The following is a 23,273-nucleotide window of genomic DNA, read 5'->3' as shown; positions in this document are numbered from 1 at the left end:
AAATTCCGGTTCTGAATTATTCGGTTTTTGTATCGGACGGCGCTGTCGCCGCTTGGTCCTCGGGGGTCACTGTCGCGCCGGGGCTGGCCTTTTGCAGGCCAACGGTCACGATCCGGTCGCCGGGGTTAAGCCCCTCACTGACCACCCAACTACCGCCCATGTCCTGCAAGACGGTCAGCGAACGTGCCTCGACTACATTTTCAGCACCCACAACCATCGCGATGGGCCGCCCACGGCGATCCCGGCTGACGGCCTCTTGGGGAACGACAAACACGCCCGTTGCGGTGCGGGTAGGCATCTCGACCTGCACATACATGCCGGGCAGCAGCAGCTTGCCGGGATTGTCGAACGACATCCGCAGCACGACAACGCCAGTCTGTTCATTCACGTCAGGCTCCGCAGCCGTAAGCGTACCGGTCTGATCGTACAGACTGCCATCGGCGAGCGTCAAACTGACCCGCTGCATGCTGTCGCCCATCCGTTCGCCCATATTGCCACGCCGCCATTCGAGCATCTCGGCGGCGGATTGTGTGACGTCCACGTACACGGTGTCGATGTTGCGGATCACCGCCATCGGGCTGGCCTGACTTGCAGTTACCAATGCGCCCTGACTGGCCAACGACCGGCCAATTTCGCCCGACAAACGCGCTGTTATCTCGGTCCGGTCAAGCTCGATCTGTGCTGCGTTGCGCTGTGCCTGCGCGGCCTGAAGCCCTGCCTTCGCTACATCAAGCGCGGCAATGGCAGTATCAAGCGAGGCGGTACTGGCGACATTGCGCGAGGCCAGCTCCTGTTGCCGAACTTCCTCTTTTTGCGCGGCATTCAATTGTGCTTCCGCTTGCGCCACCGCTGCATCTGCCTGAGCGACGGCAGCCTCGTAGCTGGCAGGATCGATCTTATACAGCACATCGCCCGCCTCGACCGACCCACCTTCTTGGAACAGGCGTTCAGTAACAATCCCCGCAACCTGCGGCCGAACCTCGGCCGTGGCAGATGCCACGACGCGGCCTGGCAGGGTTGTTGTCAGCGTCACGTCCTGCGGCTGGACCGTCGCGACAGTAACGGCTGGCGGCGGACGCCCTTGCTGTTGTGCCGCAGCCGGAAAGGCCAAAGAAACAAGCGTAAGGCAAAGCAGCGGCAGGTGCCGGATGGGGTGGATTGAATTCATGGTTTGGTGGTCCCGTCAGACGTTATCGGTAACAAACTAAGGTTTAGTATAGCGCCTTACGGCAATGCGGCAAAAAATATTGAAGAGGATGCAATATACTAAGTTACACTTACTATATCCGCTACATATTTTCTGCGGTGCAGAAGTCAATGCAATCCTGTGAAAATTCCGCGCGCCGAAGGATAAATCCTGCAGTCGGCATTGCGGGGGCATGGACAGCTTAAAATCCACGCATTTTCGCTGTGGCATTATCTAACAGTAGGCTGCTCACTTCTATCCCTTGTAGGGTAACGCCTGGTCTCGCTCCATCCGTTATCTGGCCGCTCAACCAATCAACAGATCCGAATGCGGATCCAAGTTTCAAGCGGCAAGAGTGTCGAGACTAAGGCCAGTGGGTCAGATCGCGGCGGAATGTTTAGCTGGGAGCGACGAAACGCAAATGTCCTTGCTTGAGACCCACCCTTGGGTGATACTAACGGCATGCCGATCGAAAACGGCGTGTTGCATCTCAAATATGTATAATATTTATTGGATTAAACTTCGACCTACTTCCTGGAGAGAACAATGAAATCAGGTATGATGATGAAGAAAACAACTATTTACGTAACCTTTTTGTCTCTAATTGCTGGAACCGCGTCAGCAGGGATACCTGTTCCTTTGCCGGTTGCAGGAGCGACAGGCCCAATTGGGTTCGGCATCGCAGTTGTCGCCTATGCCGGATATCGGTTTTGGAACCGCTCTCGCTAATGAATTCCGATGTGGTACTGTCGTGCATGTGTAGTCCATGATTCCGCGCCAGCAGGTCCACATCGGGCTTTGGCTATACTTTCTTGTTCAGACTGCTGTCGGCAAGGCTGCTTTGGTTCCTTTCGAAGACTGGCTTTCATTGCTATTGGCTACCAACCTCGTTGTACTGCTTAGCTTTGTCGCATTGTTCCATATTCTGACTACCAGTTCGAAAACCAACTTTGCCACGCGTGAGGATTTTTTACTTTTTGGCACTGCAGTGGTCGTGTCGACCCTGACGGGATTGATGGGGTACCGTTTTGACATCGCAATTGCGATGGGTGTCGTTGGAGTGTTCTACATCACCCAACGAGGGCCGCATCGAGAAGATGATTATTTTTTAGGCTTAGTCTATATCGCTATTGGCGTGAATGGCTTTATTGCACCGTTGATTTTCCAAGTTTTCAAGGATTGGTTTCTGGTTGGTGAAGTACAGATAGCCGTTCTGGTAAATAATCTGATGGGTTTCCAGCTCGACGCTGTTGGAGTTCGGATTGTTTCGCAAAGCGGCATGCGTCTCGAAATGATCGGCGCATGTTCTGTATTCTCAAACTTAAGCCTAGCCCTATTGGGATATGCGGCTTTCAAAGGCATGTTTCGATCGCGATTGGTGGCAAAAGACGGGCTGGTCGTGGGAGCCCTGATCGTTGCACTTACACTTGGAAATACAATTCGCTTGGGTTTGATGACACCGGGTTTGCAGTCATATGAATTCTGGCATCATGGGAGCGGCGCAGATATTTTTGGTCTAGCCCAGATAGTCCTCATCGCTCTGCTGAGCATCGTACCGATCTACTTTTGGCAGCGGAATCAGATAGGATGACACGGCGCACCGTTGTCTTGTGGTGGGCGCTTGTGCTGTGCCTCGCGGTGCTATCCGGCATAACACGCCAACATGCGCGTTATGCCGGGTCGATAGCTGCTAAAACAAACAACTTGGTCGCGAGTGTCGAAGGCCTCTTAAGAGAAGCCGGAATGGGTGACGTCACACCAATTGTAGAAGAAGAAGGTGTAATTGGTTACAGTTATTATGCTCAGGAGTGTGAGGCACCTTTACAGGTAATTACAATGAAAATCAGCGTACTGGCTGAAAGTGTAGCCGAAGACCATGCGCGTAAAGGAGAGAGGTTTCTCTTCCGTTACCTAAATTACCAATATGAGAGCGGCTCTCGGGTTCTCTTGACATGGCATTGGATGAAAAACGAGCTTGGCTATGCGGTCAGGCTGTCGTCCAGTACACTGCGATTCCGCCGCTCGAAGTACCAGCTGGCTTTGCTGTGGCCAAAAAACTGTAACCTTCCAGAAATTGATTGGGTCCGTGCGTGGGAGACATCATGATAGTTGAAGTACTCCTATCATGGTGGTTGCTGTTTTTCGGGTTGATCGCGGCAGCAGAGCTTTTAGAAGCCCGCCATCGACCGATCGCACGCCAGCGTTGGCCTGCTAATCTGACATTGATCGGCTTATCGTCTGGTCTGGCGGCTATCATCCCTCTGAGTAGTTATGCATCTGGGCAGTGGGCTCAGGACACTGGCTTTGGCGTCTTAAATTGGCTTGGAGTAACAGGCGTAATCTTGTTTGTGATTAGTTTTATGGCCATCAGCCTTTGGGACTACCTAGTGCATCTGGCCTCACATAAGATCCCGTTTCTCTGGCGGTTCCACAAAATTCATCATTCCGACACGGAGCTCGATGTAACAACGACCTTCAGAGCGCACCCGATCATTTATCTGATCCTGTCGGGAGTGAATTTTGGGATTGTGGCCATACTGGGGTTGGATCCATTCGCTATCGTGTGGCATGCGGCAATCGTCTTACTGCTCGACCTCAGCCATCATACCACGCTGCGACTTCCCCCCCGTATCGATGCCATGCTTGCGCCCTATATTATGACCCCAGCACTTCATCACATCCATCATTCCGATCATGTCGCAGAAACCGACACGAATTACGGCCACGACCTCGCCATTTGGGATCGTCTTTTCAAGACGTACTTAAAGGACCCAAAACGACCCAAGAACAAATTTCGATATGGCCTAACCCAATATTCTGAGAAGCGCTCCACAGATCTGCACGCGTTATTGAAGGCCCCTTTTGGGAAGAACCCATATTCCTGACTATAATGGAACTGAAATTTTGCAGTGGAGAAGCGGGGGCGTCTATCGGACGGTAATCAGAACTCACATTATCCGACAAGTGGCTTCTGGGTCATGTACAAAGTCCACAGCCCATATCTTATCCGCTCCAATCGCCAACGATGGATCAGCTCTCAGCAACTAGACGTGGACGCGCTGGAAACACACCGCAAGCGCGTTTTGCCGATCTCCTTAATCGCGTTAGATCTTTGGATAAAGAGCACTACCAAATCAGTAAATAACAACAGCTTCAGAAGCTCCTACCATGACGATTGACAGCTCTACATAAGGCGAAGTCTTCAAAAAGCGTGAATCAGGCAGAACTACTGTGACGTCATTTGCAACAACAAGCGCCGCATTGTTCCTTGTGGAAGTCGACCAGACACGTCACGATTTACATAGAACCACAACATCTTAAGGGAGGGTTTAGGATGAACTTCTTATTGAAATCAGCAATGGCGGCAGTCGCTGTGACTACAATGGCTGTAACCGCTGCGTCAGCTGAAACGCGCATCACTTACAAATCGGCCAAAACAGGGTCGTCTTATTACCAAATGGGGGTTGAGCTGGCAGAGGCCATGAAGGCTGGTACCGATGGCGATGTGATCGTCACGGTCGAGGAAAGCCAGGGTTCCGTCCAGAACGTGATGGAAGCCAAGGCACGCGGTGGCGATTATGTGTTCACCACACCCCCCGCACTGGTCGGTCTTGCGCAAAAAGGCAAAGCCATGTTCGAGGGCAAAGGGGATCCGGCATTTGACGAAATCCGCGCATTGTTCCCGATCCCGTCTTTGACCATGCATTTTGTGATGTCTACCGACAGCGGTGTCACCGATCTGATGGGGATGGAGGGCAAGACAATCCTGCTGGGCAAAGGCTCGTTCGGGGCGACTGAAGGCGCAAAATATATCGAGATGTTCGGACTGGCCGACAAGGTAAAAATCGCGGATGCGGAGCTTTCAAATGCGGTTGCTGCCCTCAAGAACGGTCAGATTGACGGCTTTGTCACCGCAGGTTCATGGCCCGCGCCCAACGTGATCGAAGCGGCGGCATCCACCCCGGTCACGGTCTTGTCGTTGAACGATGACCAGATTGCCCAGACAAAGCGCACGATGCTGACCATCCCTGCGGGCACCTATGCTGGGCAAGACGCCGACATCACGACAACGTCACTTCCGGTTGTGGCCTATACAACCACCGCAATGGATGATGACACGGCATACCAACTGACCAAGACATTTTGGGACAGCAAGGCCAAGCTTAGTGATACCTCCCCTTGGTGGAACGGCGTTGACCAAGCCCTGTTGAGCAATATCGCGGGTAAAATCCACCCCGGTGCCGCGCGCTATTACGCCGAGGCAGGCATCGACCTGACCGACGCGCAGAAGTAAAGCAGCGCACCTTTAAGCAGGCTGGATCATGCATCCGGCCTGCTTTCGCTATCCAAAGAGACTTCCCCATGAATACACTTTTCAACAGTCGCATTGTCGCGGCTTTCTGGCTGCTGTTCGCCGCTGGTTTGGTGGGCTATCACCTTGCCCTGATCTTCTCTGGCTTGGTGCCAAATCTGGTCAGTCGACCGTTGCATATGGCGTTTATCCTACCATTCGTATTGGTGCTGGGTGCCACCAGCCGTGTGGGCCTGATCAGTGGTATCGTGCTGGCTGTGCTTGGCATTAGTGCAGCGCTTTGGATTGCGTTGAACAATGACATGTTGGGGGATCAATACGGATTTCTCGAGGGGAATTTCCAACGCGCGATTGCAATCACTTTGCTGGCCGTCACGCTTGAAACGGCGCGCCGCGCGATCGGCTGGCCCTTGCCTTTGGTGGCGGGAACGGCCCTGCTTTACGGGCTTTACGGCGAATATATCCCCGGCCAGTTTGGGCATTCAGGTACGCCGCTGAACAGCTTTCTGGGCACGCTGACCATTGCCGAAGGCGGCATTTGGGGGTCGCTTACGGGGGTTTCCGTCGGGGTGGTGTCAATCTTTGTGATCTTTGGCGCCGTGCTGAACGCGGGCGAGGCCGGTCAGGGCTTTATGAACGTCGCCGCTGCCGCCGCTGGTCGGCTCAAGGGCGGTGCGGCCAAGGTTTCGGTGATTTCCTCGGCGCTTTTCGGCTCTATCTCTGGGTCTGCGTCGGCCAACGTCGCCTCAACGGGCGCGATCACTTTGCCCGCGATGACGAAACTCGGCTACCCGAAACGGCTGGCCGCCGCGGTCGAGGCCGTTGCATCTTCGGGCGGGCAGATCATGCCGCCCCTGATGGGTGCCGGTGCCTTTGTCATGGTTGAACTCACAGGCGTGCCTTACACGTCAATCATGGCTGCGGCTATCTTGCCTGCCTTTCTGTATTTCCTTGCCGTTTGGGTTGGCATCAACGCCTACGCGCGGCGGTTTGACCTGAAAGGTGTGGATGTTGCCGACCGTCCGGCCCGGCGCGATGTGATCATCACCTCGCTGTTCTTTCTTGTGCCCTTTTCGGTGTTGCTATGGTCAATGTTCATCGCGAAATTCACGCCTGAATATTCTGCCGCGCTGGCCATTCTTGCGGGTGCCTTGCTGCTCTTCATCAACGCCGACCTGAAAAGCGACCGCGCCCAGATCATTGACCGTTTCACGGGCGCAGTGCTGAATGCGGCCAAACAGGTGTCGATGATCGCGGCCATTATCCTGTGTGCGTCTATCATTATCGGGGTCCTGTCGATCACCGGCCTGGGGGTCAAAATTACCTCACTGATCCTTGAAGGGTCGGGCGGGTTGCTCTGGCCATCGCTGCTCCTGACCGCCCTCGCCTGCCTGATCCTCGGGATGGAGGTTCCCACGACAGCCGCCTATGTCATCTGTGTCTCAGTCGCAGGTCCGGCGCTGACGCAGTTGGGGCTGGAGCCGTTGCAGGCCCATCTGTTTGTGTTCTGGTTTGCCCTGCTATCCACAATCACGCCCCCCGTCTGCGGTGCTGTCTTTATCGCGGCGGGCATGATTGGTGAAAACTGGCTCAAGGTGGCGATGACAGCAATGGCGCTTGGCGTCGGTCTGTACATCATCCCCTTGGGAATGATCGCGAACCCCGACATGCTGCGACTGGCCGAAACGCCGATTGCGGCGATTGTCGCAACGCTGCGGGTCGCATTTGGGTTAACGCTTGTCTCATATGGGTTGATCGGCGCACGCACCATTGTGCCAACTGTGCTTATGGTCGGTGCCGGGCTAGCCGTTGTATTTTCGGGTGTGTTTATTTGATCGAAATTGATCCGGGTTCCGGGATCAAAATGGGGGCGGCCTATGATAGCCGCCCCCGTTGTTTGATCGTTCAGACTACTTTCGGTTCAAGCTCGACCGACCACAGTTCGACATCTGCGCTATCCATCAACCGCACAGTCATCACGGCAGTGTCGGCTGCAATGTCGACCTTGCCAAAGAACTGCAGGCCGTCGCTGGGGGGCAGGTTTGCCTTGCCCTCTTCGGGGTGCTTGGCGAACCGGACTTCGGGGCCAAATGTGTTGTCATAGCTGGACGGGCCGAAGGTACCGGCATGCAGCGGGCCTGACACGAATTCCCAGAACGGTTCGAATTCCTGAAAGACCGCCCGATCTGGTGAATAGTGATGCGCCGCGGTGTAATGGACATCTGCCGTCAGCCAGACCGTGTTCGCGATTTCTGCAGCCTTGATGAAGGAAAGCACCGCCGCGATATCCTGCTCGCGACCCAGCACCGGACCGTCACCATTCGCGCCGTTTTCCATGTTTGTGTCGCCGTCACGCACCATCATCCCGATGGGCATATCAGACGCGATCACCTTCCACGTGGCAGTGGAATTCACCATTTCGCGCTTGAGCCAAGCCATTTGCTCTGCACCCAGAAACGGCGTCGCTTCTGTTTCGGTGTTGGCAGTGTTGTCACCACGGTAGGTGCGCATGTCGATCACAAAGATATCCAGCAGCGGACCATAAGAAACCTTGCGATAGACCCGCATCGGTTCTGCCAGATTTTGCCGCGTTGGCATCATCTCGTGAAAGGCATGGGACGCGCGCGCCGAAAGCGTTTGCATGGATTTGACGGCATAGCGGTCGTCGCTCGCAAGCACTTCGTTGGGGTACCAGTTGTTCGTGACCTCGTGGTCGTCCCACTGCGCGATGATCGGCACCGCCGCGTTGAACGCCTGAACATTGCGGTCCATGTAGTTGTACAGATGTTGGCCGCGGAATTCATCAAGGGTTTCGGCAACCTTGCTTTTGGCGGGCGTGACGATGTTTTTCCAGATGGTCCCGTCGTCCAGTTCCACCTCTTCCTTCAGCGGGCCGTCGGCATAGACGGTATCGCCCGAATGCAGGAAAAAGTCAGGGGTGTGGCCCAGCATCGTGGCATATGTGGTCATGCCGCCGCGATCCTCGTCGATGCCCCAGCCCTGACCGGCGGTGTCGCCCGACCAGACAAAACTGACGTCGCGGTTGCCCATCGGGGCGGTGCGGAATTTGCCCAATGTGGGCTCGGACATGGTGCCATCTGCCAGATCGGTCATCGTCACCCGGTAAAAGATATCCTGATCGCTGGGCAGGCCAGTCAACGCCATCTTGCCTGTGTAATCCGTTGGCGTACCAACAGCCAAAGCGGGGACAGCCTGCGCATTTTCCATGCTCTCGGTCGTTGCCCATTCCACGAGCATCTTCGCCTCGCGGTCCGCGCGGCTCCAGATCATTGCGCCGTCATGGGCGACATCGCCGGACATCACCCCATGGGTAATTAAGGGGCGCGATTGCGCACGCGAAAGGGATGGCATCGCCAATGAGGTACCAAGGGCCGCGGAGCCCAAGAGCGCCTGACGGCGGGTGAAGGATATACGTGGCATAAACTGCGCCTCCTGAATGTTGCTGATATGCAGCGTCATTCCAAATCAGGATTTCACTCCATCGACAGTTTTGTGAAAGCTTTATGAAAATGGGTGGCATCCAGAGTGGGTATACCAGCAACTGAAGTTTTGGCGCTTGGGCGGCTCCAGTTGCTTTACTAATTTTGCTCTGAGCCCATACCGAACCAAACTCCCGCATCCCGCGCAGGCCCTATGGCCAAATCTTGCGCCGGATTGACCGCGAACAAGTCCAATAGTGCAGGTCGATACTTTGCCTGACGCACGACGCTAACTGCGGTTCACGCAACGATTTTGCGGGACCGCCCCAGAGAGTTGGTCGCAGAGTTTCGGACCAGTCGTTAAGCTGGGTCACATGACTGTCCGGCGCTATATATAGTTAGACGCAGTAACCACCGCTTACCCGCTGGCTTCGATGGAACGGCGGAAAAGGCTGAGGCTGATTGAGAAGAAAATGGTGCCGAGCCCCGCGATTGTCACGATCTGAGGCCAGACCACATCAAATCCAGCGGCCCGGAACAGCACAGAGTTGGCGAAATCGAGGTAATGACGTGAGGGCAGAAACCACGTGATGTATTGCAGGATTTCCGGCTGGTTTTCGACCGGGCTGACGCCGCCGGAAAGCTGCATGATCGGCAGGTAGGTCAGCATGAACAGCATCGCGAATTGCGCCATTGAACGGGCCAACGTGGCCAGCATGATACCGATGGCGGCAGTGGCGAAAATGAACAGCGCAGTGCCGACCAGCAACAGTGGCACTGATCCGGCAAGCGGCACTGCCATGGCACCCTGGACGACAAAGGTAAGCGAGATGACGAAGGCAATGATGAGGATCAGCCCGTTGGCCCAGATCTTGGCCATCGCGATGTCAAACGAGGAGACCGGCATAACCATAAGATGTTCAATCGTGCCGCGTTCCCGCTCGCGGATCAGCGCGGCCCCTGTCAACAGGATCGTCAACATCGAGAGGTTGTCCAGCAGCGACGAGATCGGCCCGGTCCAGGACGCGTCGCCGGTCGGGTTGAATGCGACCCGGGTGACGAGGGTGGCACCGCCGTCATCGCTTGAATCAGTGCGGGTGAGGAACCGCGCCACTTCGGTTTGTAGCACCAGCGAAATCATCGTTGCCCCGTCGGCGACGATAGTGGCGCGGGTGGCGTCGATGGTCAGCAAAAGCTCGGCCAACCGGCCGTGGCGCAGATCAGACTCAAACCCTGCTGGCAGCGATAGCGCGAACATAAAGGCCCCATCATCCAGACCCGGCCCGATCTCGTTGGCGCTGATGTAAGTCGGAGGCAAAAAATCCGGCTCCAGAAATCCGTCGGCAATGCCGCGGCTTAGCGCCGAGTTGTCTTCGTCTACGATCGCGATGGTCATATTGGTGGAGCTGCCGCCGCCCGGGCCATTGTGCTCTCCCCCGCCGACCACAACCATCAGCGTGAAGGCAATGATGATCATCACCACCATGGCGACATCCGATGTCACGGCCCGCAGCTCTTTCGTGCCCAACCAGAAGATGCGTTGCAGCCTGTCCATGTTCAGCGCTCCTGCTTTTTTAGAAACACGGTGGCGATCGCCAAGAACACCGGGCCGAACACGGCCAGCCCCACCAGATCCGTCCACAAGTATTCCAAGCCCAGACCCTTGGTATAGCTGCCAACGCTCAGGCTCAGGTAATACGAGGCTGGCCAAAGCGCGCCGATTGTTTGGCCCGTCGGCGACATCGTGGACAGGGGTTGCGTCAATCCCGAATAGGTCACCGTAGGGAGCACCGACAAAAGCGAGGCAACGGTCACCGCCGCCACCTGATTTTTGACCATCGACGAAACGATAAGCCCGAATCCGGTGGAGGCAAAGCCGAACAATGCCGACCCGGCCATCAGCGTCAGAAAGCTCCCCTTTAGGGGGACATCCAAGCCGATCGTCACGATCAGCGTCAGCAACAGGAAGTTGAACACGGCAAGCGCAACATAGGGGATTTGCTTGCCCAGCAGGAATTCCACCTTGTTGGTCGGCGTAACGTAGAAGTTGATGATGGTCCCCACCTCCTTTTCGCGCGCAACCGACACGGCCATGAGGATCGCAGGGAACAGCATCAACAGGATTGCGGGAACTGAGGGACCCATGGCCATCATAATCTCGACATTCGGATTGTAGAGAAACCGCGCCGACACATCGACGCCCACCACGGTATGTTCGCGCACGTGATATGTCTGGCGCTGTTGATCAGCCAGCCAGGCGGTATGGGCCTCTTCAAGGCTGGCCAGCACGGTTTCACCGCGGTTGACGTTGCTGCCATCGATGAGGGTAAAGATATCCGTGTCGCGCCCTAGCGCCATGTCCAAGCCGAACCCGGCAGGGATTTCCACGCCGGCATCCACCTTTCCGGCCACCAGCTGATCCCGCAATGCGTCCAACGTCAGCACCGATGCGACTTCGGTCAGATCGGGCGAGGCATCGAGCGCGGCGACATAGGCGCGGCTGGCAGGTGTCTGATCTGAGTCGAGCACGGTGAATTCTGCGGCGGCATCTTCACTGCCCATGCCGAACGAGAGCACCACCAACAGGATGGCACTGCCAAAGACGGCAAAGGCAAGCCGGATCGGATCGCGGAGGACCTCGAGCGTCTCGCGGTGGCTGAGCGCAAGCAGCCGTTTCAGGCTGAAGCGACCAAGCCTGTCGCTGGACCCCGCGTCGGATGCGACCGCCCCGAGCGCAAGGGCTTCGGGGTCGCCCGCCGCGCCGTTGCCCGAAGCCGCTTCGATGTAGTGGATGAACGCCGCTTCCAAATTATCATGGCCCGACTGCTGTATGATCTGTTCGGGGGCATCGCTAATCAACACCCGACCCGCGTGCATCAACGATATCCGGTCACAGCGTATGGCTTCGTTCATGAAATGGGTGGAAATAAAGATCGTCACCCTGTCGCCCCGCGACAATTCGATCAGCAATTCCCAAAACTGGTCCCGCGCCACAGGATCAACCCCCGACGTAGGCTCGTCCAAGATCAGCACTTCGGGTTCGTGCAACACTGCCACTGCCAACGACAGGCGCTGACGCATCCCAAGCGGCAGGGCACCTGCCCGCTTGTCCATATAAGGACCAAGCCCGAACCGATCCCGCATAAGGTCAATCCGGCTGTGGGCTTTGCGCTTTTCCAGCTTGAACAGCCGCGCATGCAGGCTGAGGTTCTCGCTCACCGTCAGCTCGCCATAAAGCGAAAACGCCTGGCTCATGAAACCGACCCTGTGGCGCGTCGCCATATCATGCGCATCGACCGGCTTGCCGAACAGCAGTGCCTCGCCCTCCGAGGCGGGCAATAGCCCCGTCAACATCTTCATTGTCGTGGTTTTGCCGCAGCCGTTGGACCCGAGGAAACCGAAAATCTCGCCCGGTCGGATGTCAAAACTGACATCGCTAACGGCGGTGAAATCCCCGAACCGTTTGGTCAGGCCGCGCGCTGTGATCGCCGGTGCGCCGCCATCGTCGGTCAGCGGTGGAATTTCGAGCGGCCCTGAAACGTCACCACTGCTGTCAGGCAACAGGCGAACAAACGCCTCTTCCAATGTCGCGGCACCGGTTCGGGCCTGCAATTCGGCTGCTGTGCCGGTGCCGATGACGCGGCCCGCATCCATCGCCACCAACCAGTCGAAACCGTCTGCTTCGTCCATATATGCTGTCGAAACCAAAACCGACATGCCCGTCCTCTCGGCGCGGATCGCGTCGATCAGTTCCCAGAACTGGCGCCGTGAAAGGGGGTCAACGCCGGTGGTCGGTTCATCAAGGATCAAAAGATCCGGATCGTGCAAAAGCGAACAACACAAGCCAAGCTTTTGTTTCATACCACCCGAGAGTTTTCCCGCCGGGCGATCAACAAAGGGGTCAAGCCCCGTCGCGCGAGTCAGCCGCTTGATCCGGGCTTCGCGTTCGGCCTTGCCCTGCCCGAACAGTTGACCGAAAAACGTCAGGTTCTCGTGCACCGACAGGGTTTGATACAAGTTCTTGCCCAGACCCTGCGGCATATAGGCGATGCGCGGACCAATCCGGCGCCGGTGCGCGGCATCGCTCATCGAGCCGCCCAACACGTTAAGGGTACCGTCTTGCATGACCCTTGCCCCGGCGATCAGGTCGAGCAGCGTCGATTTGCCAACCCCATCCGGCCCGAGCAACCCGACGATCTGGCCGGGTGGCAAGTCAAGCGTAACCGCGTCGAGCGCGACAACTGATTTGTAGCGTTGGCTCAGCCCTGAGATGCGAACAACTGCATCTTGCCCGCCGGATGAGACGCCCGTGTTCATGGCAGGCCTACTCCGCGACCGGCGGAATATTGACAGTCAGATAATCCGGCCACTCCGACGGCTCGGGGCTGGTCAAGCGGACATAGACCACCGCGCGCATACCGGTTTTGATCATCTGAATACGCTCTTTCACCAGTTCCTCGGCGATCCGGACACGGACGCGAAAGACCAACTCGGCACGGGTGTCCTCGGTCTCGACCTGACTGGGCGTGAATTGGGAAACCGGCGAGACAAACGACACCTGAGCCGGCACAACAAAATCGGGGGCGATATCAAGCTTGATGCGTGCCTCATTGCCGATAGCGATGCGGTGCGCGTCAAGTTCGGAGAGATAGAATTCGAGGTAGATATTGCCGAGGTCGACCATCGACACCACCTGACCGCCCGAAGCGACCATCTCTCCCGGTTCGACCAGACGATAGAGCACCCGACCCGGACGCGGTGCCACGAGCGTGGCATCCTCGATATTCGTCTGCGCCTCTTCCACAGCGGCGCGTGACACTTCGGCCAACGCCTGCTGCGCGTGAAATGACGCCTTTGCGGCCTGCAGGTTTGCCTCTGCCACCGCATGTTCGCTTTCGCTTGCATCAAGCTGGGCGTCCGTCGCCGTGCCGCGTTCATTCAATTCCCGGGTGCGATCCAGACTGATCGCGGCAAGCGCAAGCGTCGCCTCGGCCTGCACAACATTGGCCGCGGCCGAAGCCGTCTGCGCTTCGGCACTGGCCACTTGGGCCTTGGCACTGGCTAACTGAGTCCGAAGAAGCCTTGTGTCGATGCTGGCGACCTGCTGGCCTACCTCGACCAATTCGCCCTCAAGCACGTCGACGCTTTCGACCCGGCCCGCAATCCGCGACACGATGTCGATCTGCACGCCCTCAACCCGGCCATTACCAAGGGCGAAATCTTCGGGTAATTCCGGCCCCGTATCCAGATTCAAATAATACGCGCCAGCCCCCAAGACGACGACAACCAGCGCGGCAATCCAAAGACGCGTGTTCATTTTCAGATATCCTTAGTTAGCTTGACGAAACAGCAAGTACGAAGACTCTCGAACGCCCCAACAAAGAATTATCCCGAACTGGAAGACAGTAATTTGACACATATCAACGCGTTCGCACGTTCGGCGTAAATCTTTTCAATCCTGCGCAGTGCAGTGCGAGGGATCGGGCACGTTAATGGAAACTCGTTCAACGAGGGAAGAGGAGCGGCGACGACTTCAGTCGTGTGACGGACCTGTTATGGGACGGTGGAACCTCAGCCGCGCTTACGATTTATCTGAGCCCAGCATTTCACAGTCCGCCAGTCGCAAAACAAATCACATTGGCACTATTGCAGTGCATTGCGCCAAGAAACGAGGCCGGTGCGCGTCTGCCGTCCGAAAATACCATCAATCTGCCCGCCGTAGTGGCCCGCAATCTGCAGCCGTCTTTGGATCGCAGAACGCGTACGTGGGACTAGGCGCGGTGCTACGCGGATATTTGGTCAGTACAACGTTCCGGCAATCATTTCAGAGACTGGTGGTTGGTACGCCTTGCGCGACAAACTTTTGCTGATGTGATCTGTCGCCCTCGCCAGGCGGGTGTTCAACCGTGAACGTGCTACCTGACAAAACCGAGTGTCAAATGGCCTACTGGAACGGGCAGAGGGTCGTTGAAAAGCGTGCAAAGTCTGGTCTGTCTCGCCAGCTTTTAGAGAACGAGCTTCAATCCATGCAGCGACTGTCTGGATTGAACGTCCCCCGTATTGTAAATGTTGAATTGCTTGAGGACGTGCTGATCGTGCGCCGCGAGCTGATACTGGGATCACCCCTGTCGCAGGTGTCGCTCGATCTTTGGCCGGGGTTGCTCAAGCAGCTCGCGGACACCCTCACAGCTGTTCACGCCAAGGGGCTGATCCACGGCGACCTCAAGCCCGCCAATCTGATTGTGAACGGTTCAACAATCACTCCGGTCGACTGGGAACACGCGTTAGAGATCGGTCAACCGGTGGCCGATTTGCCGTTTCGCGCTGTTTCGATCGGTACGTCGGACCCAAGGCTGATATGGGGAAAAGGAACCGTATCCGAGGCGTTTGATTTGTACTCGATTGCCCGGATGTCGGACACCACCACACCGGCCTGTTAGAAACCGATTTTCCGGTTCCCGTGCAGCATCAGGTTTTGGGGCAAAAATATCCCCGCTTGAATTTTCGCTAATACCTTATAAGTATAGTCGGAAATAATAAACGGCGATTCACCCCCCCTGCCCGGAACAACGGATACCGCAAAATATGGCGCAAGTTTCTACTCTGCCCTTGATGGAACACGACGGGTTTGAACGCCCTGCACCAACCTTCCAGATGACAACGGGGCAACGCGCAGTTCTTAATAATTTGCGGCTGGCCGCAATGGGGTGTCGCGTGGCTGCACGCACAGACCTTTATGAAGCATGCGCCCTTTTGACCCTCGACGGCGAAGACGCGAAACGCACCTTTATACAAACATTTATCAAATGCCTTCCGACCGCCACGCAGAAACAGATCACCTGGTTTGCGCCCGGCGCGACCGAGCTGTCATTTGACGAATCCTGGGTGATGCGCTGCCTGTTCTGCATTTGGGGTGGCGATACTAGCAACCTGAGCTTTCTTTTGAAGTCGCGGATTACTGCCGCAGACCGCAGATATATCGGGTTTTTGCTTGGACGCATTTCCGAGCAATTTTCTAAGATTTAGAATAATTCTAAAAAGACTTGGCAAACCGATTTTGACCTCTATGTTAAGGGCTAGGCAAGCCAGCTGCCCGCCAGCCAGCCACAAATTTTAACACATAATTGGGGTGAGCAGATGACTCAGACCGCAGCAGCGTTGACCACCGACGCTAAAACAGCAATTGCTGACGCATTGAACCAGTCCGTGGCCGAAACCGCCGTGACGACAATGCTTGCACAAAATTTTCACTGGAACGTCAAAGGCATGGGTTTTGGCCCGTTGCATGATCTTTTCCAAAAAATTTACGAAGACCATTTTATCGGTCAGGACGATCTGGCCGAACGTGTACGCGCATTGGACGTGCATGCAGAAGGCACGCTTGCCGGTATGTTGAAGCGGTCAAAAGTGAACGAACACGACGGCCACGCCACGGACAAAGAAATGATCCGCATCATGATGGAAGCACAGCAAACGCTGGCCTCTACACTTGCGGGCGCGGGCGAATTGGCCGCCGAACATGGCGACACATTGACCGAAGATTTGTGCATCTCGCGCGGTACAACCCATGAAAAATTCGCTTGGTTCCTGCGCGCGCATCTCGCAGGCTGATCTACACCAACTAGAATGTAAAAGTCGCGGCTAGAGAACCTTCTCGGCCGCGATTTTTCGTTTTGCCAGCTTTTTGCGATACGCCGCGTCCCAATGCGTATACTTCCCCAGCCGCTCCTGCTGCGCCGTTAACATCTGAACGAAACCCGCACGGTGCCCGTCCTTTTTCAGCGACTTGAAAAGCGACTTTTGCGCCTTTGTCATCGAACATCCGATACAGTGCCCTTCACGTTTGAATTTGCAAACGTCGATGCAGGGACTTGGGGTTTTAGCCATGAAACACCTTGCTGATCCGTAATCAAGCTGGGGGGAAATGTACAAGCGGAGGATTCCGGCGGACTTCTAGGGGGACAGGCAACGCTTGCCAAGGCACCACAGGTCAAATCGCACGGGGCATCGTCTTCCGCTCATCGCTTGCGCTCCTCTAGCCAGTCGCACAAAGCCTCCAAGCAGGCCGTATCCGACGCGCCCTCGCACAGCGCATCATACATGACTTCGCGCCGGCGACATGTTTGCCGTGCCTCCAGACCAGCGGCTTTCAACGTCGGTTCATCACCGAAACGGGTGCGCGGCGTATGTGTCGGGGCGATATCAACCATCTGTGCCTCCGGAGTTATTGGCGTGCGTGCTGGGCCAAGTGAGGCGCAGCACGCGGGGAAAAGAGAGTGCGGCCCATTTGACAGCACCACTCGTTACCAGGCGACGGTTTTTGGCCGCGCCGCATTATTCTTACTTAAATACTCAGATACTATCTTAAGTGACGGGTCAAGACATCTTGCGGATTTCGGCAGAAATTGACCCAGATCAGATTCCCACGCTGCCACAAAGATTACGGTCAATGCAGCCTATCACTGGAAATATACATTCACGATATTAAATATGTTTCCAAACGCAATCTGTAATCGATCAAAAGCCGAGCATAAGGACAGTAAATATGAGCAATCCAGTCGTCAAAAGTTTCTGGGATGAACCAACCGGAAGCTGGCAATATGTCTTTCACGACCCCGTCACCATGAAAGGGGCGATCGTCGATCCTGTGCTGGATTTCGATCCACTGGCCGGTGCCACATCAACCAAAAACGCCGAGCAAATTTTGCTCTATGTCCGTCAAACCGGGATCGAGCTGGAATGGATACTCGACACGCACCCCCATGCCGACCATTTTTCAGCCGGGCCATGGCTGAAAGCCGAAACAGGTGCCAAAACGGGGATCGGCGAAAAGGTAACCAGCGTTCAGAACTTGTGGCAGGATATCTATAATCTGCCCGATGATTTCCCCACCGATGGCAGACAATGGGATCACCTGTTCGCCGATGGCGACATATTCATGGTGGGCAACGTGCCAGTGACCGTAATGTTTTCACCCGGCCACACGCTGGCCTCGATCACATATGTCGCGGGCGATGCTGCCTTTGTACATGACACGTTGATGATGCCCGACAGCGGCAGTTCGCGCGCCGATTTTCCGGGCGGCAATTCGGGCGAGTTGTACAACAGCATCTCTGCGATCCTTGCCCTGCCTGAATACACGCGCGTCTTTGTTGGCCATGACTATGCCCCCAAACGCCCCGCAGAATGCGAGGCAACCGTCGCACAGCATCTTGCCAGCAATATTCACTGGAAGGACAAGCCCACCGAAGCTGAATATCGTGCCGTGCGCGATGCCCGCGATGCGACACTGGCCTTGCCTAAACTGATGTTGGCCGCCCTTCAGGTCAACATCCGTGGCGGCCGCCTGCCCGCCCCCGAAGATAACGGACGGTCCTATCTGAAAGTGCCGCTTAACTATTTTGAAAGCCGCTAAACGGCCCCCGCTGCGCCCATTGCCCAAACGCACACCGCGTATACGGACAATGGGCGTGACTGATGGCTGACGGAATAGAACCCTAATGCACGAGGGGTCTTTGCCCCTGCGCGTCGCCCACCTTGCGCCTGCTGCGGATGCCAGCGCCACGCACAAGCGCCTCGGCGTCGCGGCGGCTGATGGTCTTGCGCGCATAGGGGCCAAAACCGCAATCTGGATCCCGCAAGACGGCGGGCCGCAGCACAACCACCATCAGTTTTTGCATTGCGGTCAATACGTCCATCGCCACACGGCCGGGATAAAAACTCTCGACCAAGGCACCGTTGGCAATGATGATCTCGTGATTGGCCAGCAGCAATGTATGGTAGGTGACAGATCGCGACCCGCGCATTTTACGCACGCCCGCAGCACCAACAAACCCAAGAGCAGGGGCAAGCACCTCGCGATCTCCGATGTGCAACAACATGCGATGTTGCGGTGAAACAACCAACCTGTGTTTCGGTTGCCCGACCCCAAGCGCGCCGGGTTTGAATTCAATCGGCTGCTGCGGGTGCTGAGCCGCGACAGAAAACTTGAGGGTCCGCGCGCCCCGCCACAACAGCGGCTGTGGTCCGTTATCATGGGTCATAATCAGATCACCGGGCACCAAATCCTCGACCGCGCGGTCCCCATCAGAGGTCGCAATCAAGGTGCCCGAGGCAAAGCAAACAAATTCGGTCTGAATCCGCGATGGCGCGGCATCGCCGGTCGTTGAATTCAGTGAATCCAGCGTCAAGCTTTCAATCGCCTTGGCCTCCATCGCATCTATATCGGGGCCGGCCGAATATTCCGGCGCAAGAAATAGATTTCCCTGCGTATCCTGCATGATCACCGCCGTAATCGTTGCGGTGGTACCGTCGGTATAGGTCAGCGTCGCGTTATAAATCGGTGCGGAGTCAAAGAGATTGGTTTGCAAACCATTGCCATCATCGGCATCAAACCGCAGCTGATCATAGCGAAAATTGTTATCACTATCGAGTATGTCCGCTTGACCGTTGTTATCGATGGCCGTGACAGAAACAACGTGATCCCAAAGCGGATCACCGGCAGTGCCGTAGGTGTTGCCAACCAACACGGCAGCATTGTCGGCTTGTCCCCCATCATTTTCAGTCTCATCAATATCCAAGGCAGTCTTGCCAAGGTAAAGCGCGTCCCAGGTTAACGGCATGCTAGGTTCCTTCAGGCGGTCGGCCCAAGGATATAGGCGGCGGCCCCTAACAAGCTGTGAAACCTAAAAATAGAGACAATAGTGACGCCGCCGCCTTCAAAAACCGGCCAGCGTTAACCGGTCAAAGCGTGATCCCGCTCCAAAGGGCGCTGACCGGCAGGGCATAATTCCCATTCCCGAAAGACAGCTTTTCGCGACCCAGATAGAACACCAACCCGGTGCAGGTTTTGGTCCGGCCCGGCCCGTCGCTTGCAAACCATTTCAGATGCTTGAAATCATCCGCGCTGACAGTGGCGGATGATTTCACCTCGACGTTAACCAGATGATTGCCCCCATCGATCAAGATATCAATCTCGCGCTGATCGGCACTGCGCCAATGATACATCCGGTAATCCACGTCTTGCAGCGGCAAGGCACGTTGTAACTCTCCCACGACAAAACTTTCCAACAGCCCGCCCAAAGCCTGCGGCGTATTGTCGATGTCAAAAGTCGCGTCCGTAAAGCGGCGCAAGGCGCAGGCGATCCCTGAATCCACAAAATGGTATTTGGGCTGCTTGATCTCGCGCTTACCTTCGCCCGATGTCCAGGCCCCCAGCTTTGTCAGCATCGAAAGACGCATCAGAATATCAAGGTACTGATCGACGGTCACCCGCTGCAGCTTGGTCAGCTTTGCCAGCTCAGAGGTGTTGATCTCTTGTGCTGATCGCGCGGCCATTTGATCAATCAGAATCCGCAAAGCATCCGGTTTCCGGACTGGCGTAATGTCAGCCACATCCCGTTCAACCACAGCATCGATGTAATCGCGATACCCGCGCTGGCGCGACCGCAGCGGCAGCGTTCTGGTTTCCGGAAAACCACCCGCCAGAACAAGGTCGATATAATCCCCCCGCGCTAGGGGTTCGGGGTCAGATATCTGGCCAAGCTGCGGCTTCTTTTGCATCGCCCAATCCACCAAACGACTGACCGGTGCGCTTTTAATCTCGGCCACAGACAAGGGCCAAAGTTTCAGCGTGCGCATCCTGCCCGCCAGCGAATCCGCCACATCGGTGGTCGTGAAAACGTTGGACGATCCGGTCAGAACAAATTGCCCCTTACGGCGATCCGCATCAACGACCCTCTTGATCGCCAGCGCCAGCTTCTTGGACCGCTGCGCCTCGTCAATAATCAGCGGTGCGGGGCCCAAATCTTGCATCAAGCTGGCAAGCTGCCCTTCCGGATCCGCCTCAATCGCCGCCAAAACCGCGGCATCATCCAACGTGATAAAACGGCCATGCCCGAACAAATCCCTAACGAGGGTCGTCTTGCCAACCTGCCTGGGGCCAATCAGGTTCACAACACGCGCGGACGCGACCGCCTCTTCCAGCTCGGTCACAAGGTGCCGCGGCAAATATGCCTCTGTCTGCGTCATTGCCCTGCCCTCTCCACACTCCGATCGCTGGCAACACCAGCTGCCAAGCCTGTTTTTATTTGTGTACTAGAGCATCCACCATTTGTCTATTAGAAGCACCACCACTTGATCATTAGACCTTCCATCATTTGCATATTAGATGCAAATGACAATAGGCTATTCCGTCAATCCGGCATCCGCCAACTGCTCGCGGTCCGGCAAGTCGCGCAGCGTTTCCAGCCCGAATGCCACCAAAAACCGCTCTGTCGTTACAAAGGTATAGGGCGCACCACGGCGGGGACTACGAGGCCCGGTGGCAATCAAATCGGCCGCATATAACCGCCCGATCAAATCGCGACTGATCTCTTTGCCAAAGATATCCTTGAGACCGTCGCGGGTGATGGGCTGATGGTAGGCAACGGCGGCTAACACGGCGATGTCAAACTCGCTCAGGCCTAACAGTTGATCGCCCACATCTGCCGCGGCCTTTATCACTGGCGCATAGACGGCCCGCGTACGCAGCATCCAGCCACCGCCAACCTTTGCCACCTCGAACGATCGCCCCTCAAGATCGGCAGCAAGGTCTTCGATCAGCGAATCAATCGCGGCACCCGCCCCCACAACCCGCGCCAATTCCTCGGGCGGGACAGGCGATGCGGTGGCAAATAAAACCGCCTCGATCCGCCGCATCCATTCTCGCCAGCGCTGCTCGGGCGGCACGTCTGATAATTCGCGGTCCAGATCAGGGGCGGATCGATCCTTGGCCATGCTACACCCCATACAGCCGGAACGTATCACGCCCGGTCAATTCGCGCACAACGCCCAGCTCAACCAGCCGGTCACATAAACGCCGCGCGGCACGATCAGACCTAAGTGACGTCAACCGGGCAGGGGCAACCGCATCACGGGTCAGAAACATCTCGACCGCAGCATCAGATCCCTTGGCCCGCAGCTTGGGTGCTACCGCATTCAGCCGCCCTGCGCGGCGGGTCAAATCGGACGCAAGTTTCACAGCTACGCCCGAGGACGACACAATCGCCTTGTGGCAGGCCACGCGCAGGTCATCACCGGTTTTGCGCAGGTCGCCGGGCTTTAAACCAAACCCCAAAAGCGGCACCAAATCGCGCCACCCCAATACCTGTGACAACGCCGCATCCGCCAAAATAAGCGCCGCGGTTTCCGCACGTGGCGCTTGTGTCAAAACCGTCTCGATCACCGATGCGGCCCGCACGACCGGCCCACCCTGCCCCGCATCCAGCCAAGCACCAATTTGCGCCGGTTCGTGCATTGGCAGCGCGTCCCCCAATCCACTGACTGACACGGGTTGCCCCGCAGCCTTATCCCACATTTGATAAACCTCTCCGGCAGGGCCGGGTTGGTCACCTGACCTTAGCAGATGCACAGCGTCGCGCAGGTCTGCCGCACGTTCGGGCCGCCCGAATATCGCCATGCCTGCCTCGGCCGCACGCAACGCCAAACGCGCGTGCAACAACCCTCGGGGAACCGCCGCAGACGCCAACACAGAATGCAAATGGCTTAACCCCGCGCCCGACAAAAACGCCACATCTTCAGTGCTTTGTGCAGATTGCAACGTGACCCAAGCCGGCATCCGAGGTATACTGTCAATTGCAGGATCAAGAATGGTGCGCGCGGGTTTCATATCCCGACCCTATTTCATGGCGGCGCTTTTCGCCATATAATTATGCGCTATCCGCCCCACCCTAAGGGGCATTTTTTGCCCACCAATTTGCACCCCGCAAAATAAACCGCTCACGAAAATATTATTTTTGGAACCCGTTCGGTTTCTGCGGCGTTAGCCGTTGAGTTCAAATTTTATCCGCACGTATTCGCACACCCATTTTACCCCTTCAAAAAGGACATCAAAGACAGTGGTTTATCAAATGATCTACTTCAGCACGACAGCAACCCCTCTGGATGCGCGGCAAATCAAAGATCTTTTGACAGCGTCAAAGGCGAATAATGCCCGCGACGGTATCACCGGCCTTTTGGTGTATCATGACCGTCTGTGTTTCCAGATTCTGGAGGGTGACCGCGACAAGGTCGAGGCATGCTATAACCGGATCAAAAAGGACCAACGTCATCGTAAGTTATTCCTGATGTCAGAAGGCGATGTCGACAAGCGCGCCTTTAAAGATTGGAAAATGGCCTATGAAAGCGACAGCGATATGTGCGAGGACACGCGCCGATCTAGCCTAAGTATCCGGAAACTCAAAAAGAACCCGGGCCAAGAGATCGGCGGTGACCCTTATATTGCCTGTGCCATCCAAACCGTCCTTTCCGACTTCAGAGAGCTGCGCTAACCCGT

At 56.3% G+C, this 23,273-nt stretch carries 23 protein-coding genes; 11 read left to right on the top strand and 12 right to left on the bottom strand.

Annotated elements, in window-relative coordinates; translation table 11 throughout:
* Positions 1-16: 16 nt before the first annotated feature.
* Positions 17-1,168, bottom strand: coding sequence for an efflux RND transporter periplasmic adaptor subunit (locus KZZ06_RS15325; RefSeq protein ID WP_219581002.1), 1,152 nt, complete (start codon positions 1,166-1,168; stop codon positions 17-19).
* A 564-nt stretch (positions 1,169-1,732) separates the two neighbouring features.
* Between KZZ06_RS15325 and KZZ06_RS15320 the strand changes: the two genes are divergently transcribed.
* The 6 genes from KZZ06_RS15320 (at position 1,733) to KZZ06_RS15295 (ending at position 7,333) form a co-directional block, all read left to right on the top strand.
* Positions 1,733-1,915, top strand: a complete 183-nt coding sequence (locus KZZ06_RS15320; protein ID WP_219581001.1) for a hypothetical protein — start codon at positions 1,733-1,735, stop codon at positions 1,913-1,915.
* 37 nt (positions 1,916-1,952) lie between these two features.
* The gene (locus KZZ06_RS15315) at positions 1,953-2,777 is read left to right on the top strand and encodes a hypothetical protein (protein WP_219581000.1); all 825 of its coding nucleotides are present in this window, start codon (positions 1,953-1,955) and stop codon (positions 2,775-2,777) included.
* A complete protein-coding gene (locus tag KZZ06_RS15310) occupies positions 2,774-3,292 on the top strand; it encodes a hypothetical protein (protein ID WP_219580999.1) in 519 nt (172 codons plus the stop codon). Before KZZ06_RS15315 ends, KZZ06_RS15310 begins: the two co-directional genes overlap by 4 nt.
* Positions 3,289-4,071: a sterol desaturase family protein gene (locus KZZ06_RS15305; protein ID WP_219580998.1), complete on the top strand. Its 783-nt coding sequence runs from the start codon at positions 3,289-3,291 to the stop codon at positions 4,069-4,071. The genes KZZ06_RS15310 and KZZ06_RS15305 overlap by 4 nt, the downstream gene beginning before the upstream one ends.
* A 449-nt stretch (positions 4,072-4,520) precedes the next feature.
* Positions 4,521-5,480 carry a TAXI family TRAP transporter solute-binding subunit gene (locus KZZ06_RS15300; protein WP_219580997.1) on the top strand — a complete coding sequence of 320 codons (960 nt, stop codon included), beginning with the start codon at positions 4,521-4,523 and terminating at the stop codon, positions 5,478-5,480.
* 68 nt (positions 5,481-5,548) lie between these two features.
* Positions 5,549-7,333, top strand: a complete 1,785-nt coding sequence (locus KZZ06_RS15295) for a TRAP transporter fused permease subunit (RefSeq protein ID WP_219580996.1) — start codon at positions 5,549-5,551, stop codon at positions 7,331-7,333.
* 70 nt (positions 7,334-7,403) lie between these two features.
* Here the strand turns inward: KZZ06_RS15295 and KZZ06_RS15290 are convergent, their stop codons facing one another.
* From KZZ06_RS15290 to KZZ06_RS22735, 5 genes are all read right to left on the bottom strand, one after another.
* Complete coding sequence (locus KZZ06_RS15290; RefSeq protein ID WP_257884396.1) at positions 7,404-8,939, bottom strand: alkaline phosphatase; 1,536 nt, start codon at positions 8,937-8,939, stop codon at positions 7,404-7,406.
* A 417-nt stretch (positions 8,940-9,356) separates the two neighbouring features.
* The gene (locus KZZ06_RS15285) at positions 9,357-10,493 is read right to left on the bottom strand and encodes an ABC transporter permease (protein ID WP_219580995.1); all 1,137 of its coding nucleotides are present in this window, start codon (positions 10,491-10,493) and stop codon (positions 9,357-9,359) included.
* Between the two features lie 2 nt (positions 10,494-10,495).
* Positions 10,496-13,255, bottom strand: a complete 2,760-nt coding sequence (rbbA, locus tag KZZ06_RS15280) for a ribosome-associated ATPase/putative transporter RbbA (RefSeq protein ID WP_219580994.1) — start codon at positions 13,253-13,255, stop codon at positions 10,496-10,498.
* A 7-nt stretch (positions 13,256-13,262) separates the two neighbouring features.
* Positions 13,263-14,255 carry an HlyD family secretion protein gene (locus tag KZZ06_RS15275; RefSeq protein ID WP_219580993.1) on the bottom strand — a complete coding sequence of 331 codons (993 nt, stop codon included), beginning with the start codon at positions 14,253-14,255 and terminating at the stop codon, positions 13,263-13,265.
* 326 nt (positions 14,256-14,581) lie between these two features.
* Positions 14,582-14,689 (bottom strand): peptidoglycan-binding protein, encoded by a 108-nt coding sequence (locus KZZ06_RS22735; protein WP_368858722.1) that lies wholly within the window; start codon positions 14,687-14,689, stop codon positions 14,582-14,584.
* Positions 14,690-14,877: 188 nt separating this feature from the next.
* On the opposite strand from KZZ06_RS22735, the gene KZZ06_RS15270 reads away from it, so the two are divergent.
* The 3 genes from KZZ06_RS15270 to KZZ06_RS15260 all read left to right on the top strand — a co-directional run bounded on the left by KZZ06_RS15270 (position 14,878) and on the right by KZZ06_RS15260 (position 16,549).
* Positions 14,878-15,378 carry an RIO1 family regulatory kinase/ATPase gene (locus KZZ06_RS15270; RefSeq protein ID WP_219580992.1) on the top strand — a complete coding sequence of 167 codons (501 nt, stop codon included), beginning with the start codon at positions 14,878-14,880 and terminating at the stop codon, positions 15,376-15,378.
* 145 nt (positions 15,379-15,523) lie between these two features.
* A complete protein-coding gene (locus tag KZZ06_RS15265; protein ID WP_219580991.1) occupies positions 15,524-15,964 on the top strand; it encodes a hypothetical protein in 441 nt (146 codons plus the stop codon).
* Between the two features lie 111 nt (positions 15,965-16,075).
* Entirely contained in the window at positions 16,076-16,549 is a 474-nt protein-coding gene (locus KZZ06_RS15260) for a Dps family protein (RefSeq protein ID WP_219580990.1), read from the top strand.
* A 30-nt stretch (positions 16,550-16,579) separates the two neighbouring features.
* Here the strand turns inward: KZZ06_RS15260 and KZZ06_RS15255 are convergent, their stop codons facing one another.
* Positions 16,580-16,825: a DUF1289 domain-containing protein gene (locus KZZ06_RS15255; RefSeq protein WP_219580989.1), complete on the bottom strand. Its 246-nt coding sequence runs from the start codon at positions 16,823-16,825 to the stop codon at positions 16,580-16,582.
* Between the two features lie 131 nt (positions 16,826-16,956).
* Positions 16,957-17,148, bottom strand: a complete 192-nt coding sequence (locus tag KZZ06_RS15250; RefSeq protein WP_219580988.1) for a hypothetical protein — start codon at positions 17,146-17,148, stop codon at positions 16,957-16,959.
* Between the two features lie 335 nt (positions 17,149-17,483).
* Here KZZ06_RS15250 and KZZ06_RS15245 point away from each other — a divergent pair, with 335 nt between their 5' ends.
* Positions 17,484-18,353, top strand: coding sequence for an MBL fold metallo-hydrolase (locus KZZ06_RS15245; protein WP_219580987.1), 870 nt, complete (start codon positions 17,484-17,486; stop codon positions 18,351-18,353).
* Positions 18,354-18,435: 82 nt separating this feature from the next.
* On the opposite strand, the gene KZZ06_RS15240 is transcribed toward KZZ06_RS15245, so the two are convergent.
* The 4 genes from KZZ06_RS15240 to KZZ06_RS15225 form a co-directional block, all read right to left on the bottom strand.
* Positions 18,436-19,560, bottom strand: coding sequence for a Hint domain-containing protein (locus KZZ06_RS15240; protein ID WP_219580986.1), 1,125 nt, complete (start codon positions 19,558-19,560; stop codon positions 18,436-18,438).
* A gap of 121 nt (positions 19,561-19,681) precedes the next feature.
* Complete coding sequence (locus KZZ06_RS15235) at positions 19,682-20,968, bottom strand: ATP-binding protein (RefSeq protein ID WP_219580985.1); 1,287 nt, start codon at positions 20,966-20,968, stop codon at positions 19,682-19,684.
* 156 nt (positions 20,969-21,124) lie between these two features.
* Positions 21,125-21,715 (bottom strand): SMC-Scp complex subunit ScpB, encoded by a 591-nt coding sequence (locus tag KZZ06_RS15230; RefSeq protein ID WP_219580984.1) that lies wholly within the window; start codon positions 21,713-21,715, stop codon positions 21,125-21,127.
* Between the two features lies 1 nt (position 21,716).
* Positions 21,717-22,607, bottom strand: coding sequence for a DUF1403 family protein (locus KZZ06_RS15225; RefSeq protein WP_257884395.1), 891 nt, complete (start codon positions 22,605-22,607; stop codon positions 21,717-21,719).
* A gap of 241 nt (positions 22,608-22,848) precedes the next feature.
* Here KZZ06_RS15225 and KZZ06_RS15220 point away from each other — a divergent pair, with 241 nt between their 5' ends.
* On the top strand, positions 22,849-23,268 hold the full coding sequence (locus KZZ06_RS15220) for a BLUF domain-containing protein (protein WP_219580983.1): 420 nt from the start codon (positions 22,849-22,851) through the stop codon (positions 23,266-23,268).
* Positions 23,269-23,273: the final 5 nt, after the last annotated feature.

Source organism: Sulfitobacter sp. CW3 (genome assembly GCF_019392245.1).
Classification (GTDB): Bacteria; Pseudomonadota; Alphaproteobacteria; order Rhodobacterales; family Rhodobacteraceae; genus Sulfitobacter.
Note: the sequence above shows the minus strand (reverse complement) of the source record. Positions and strands in the feature narration are given on the sequence as shown.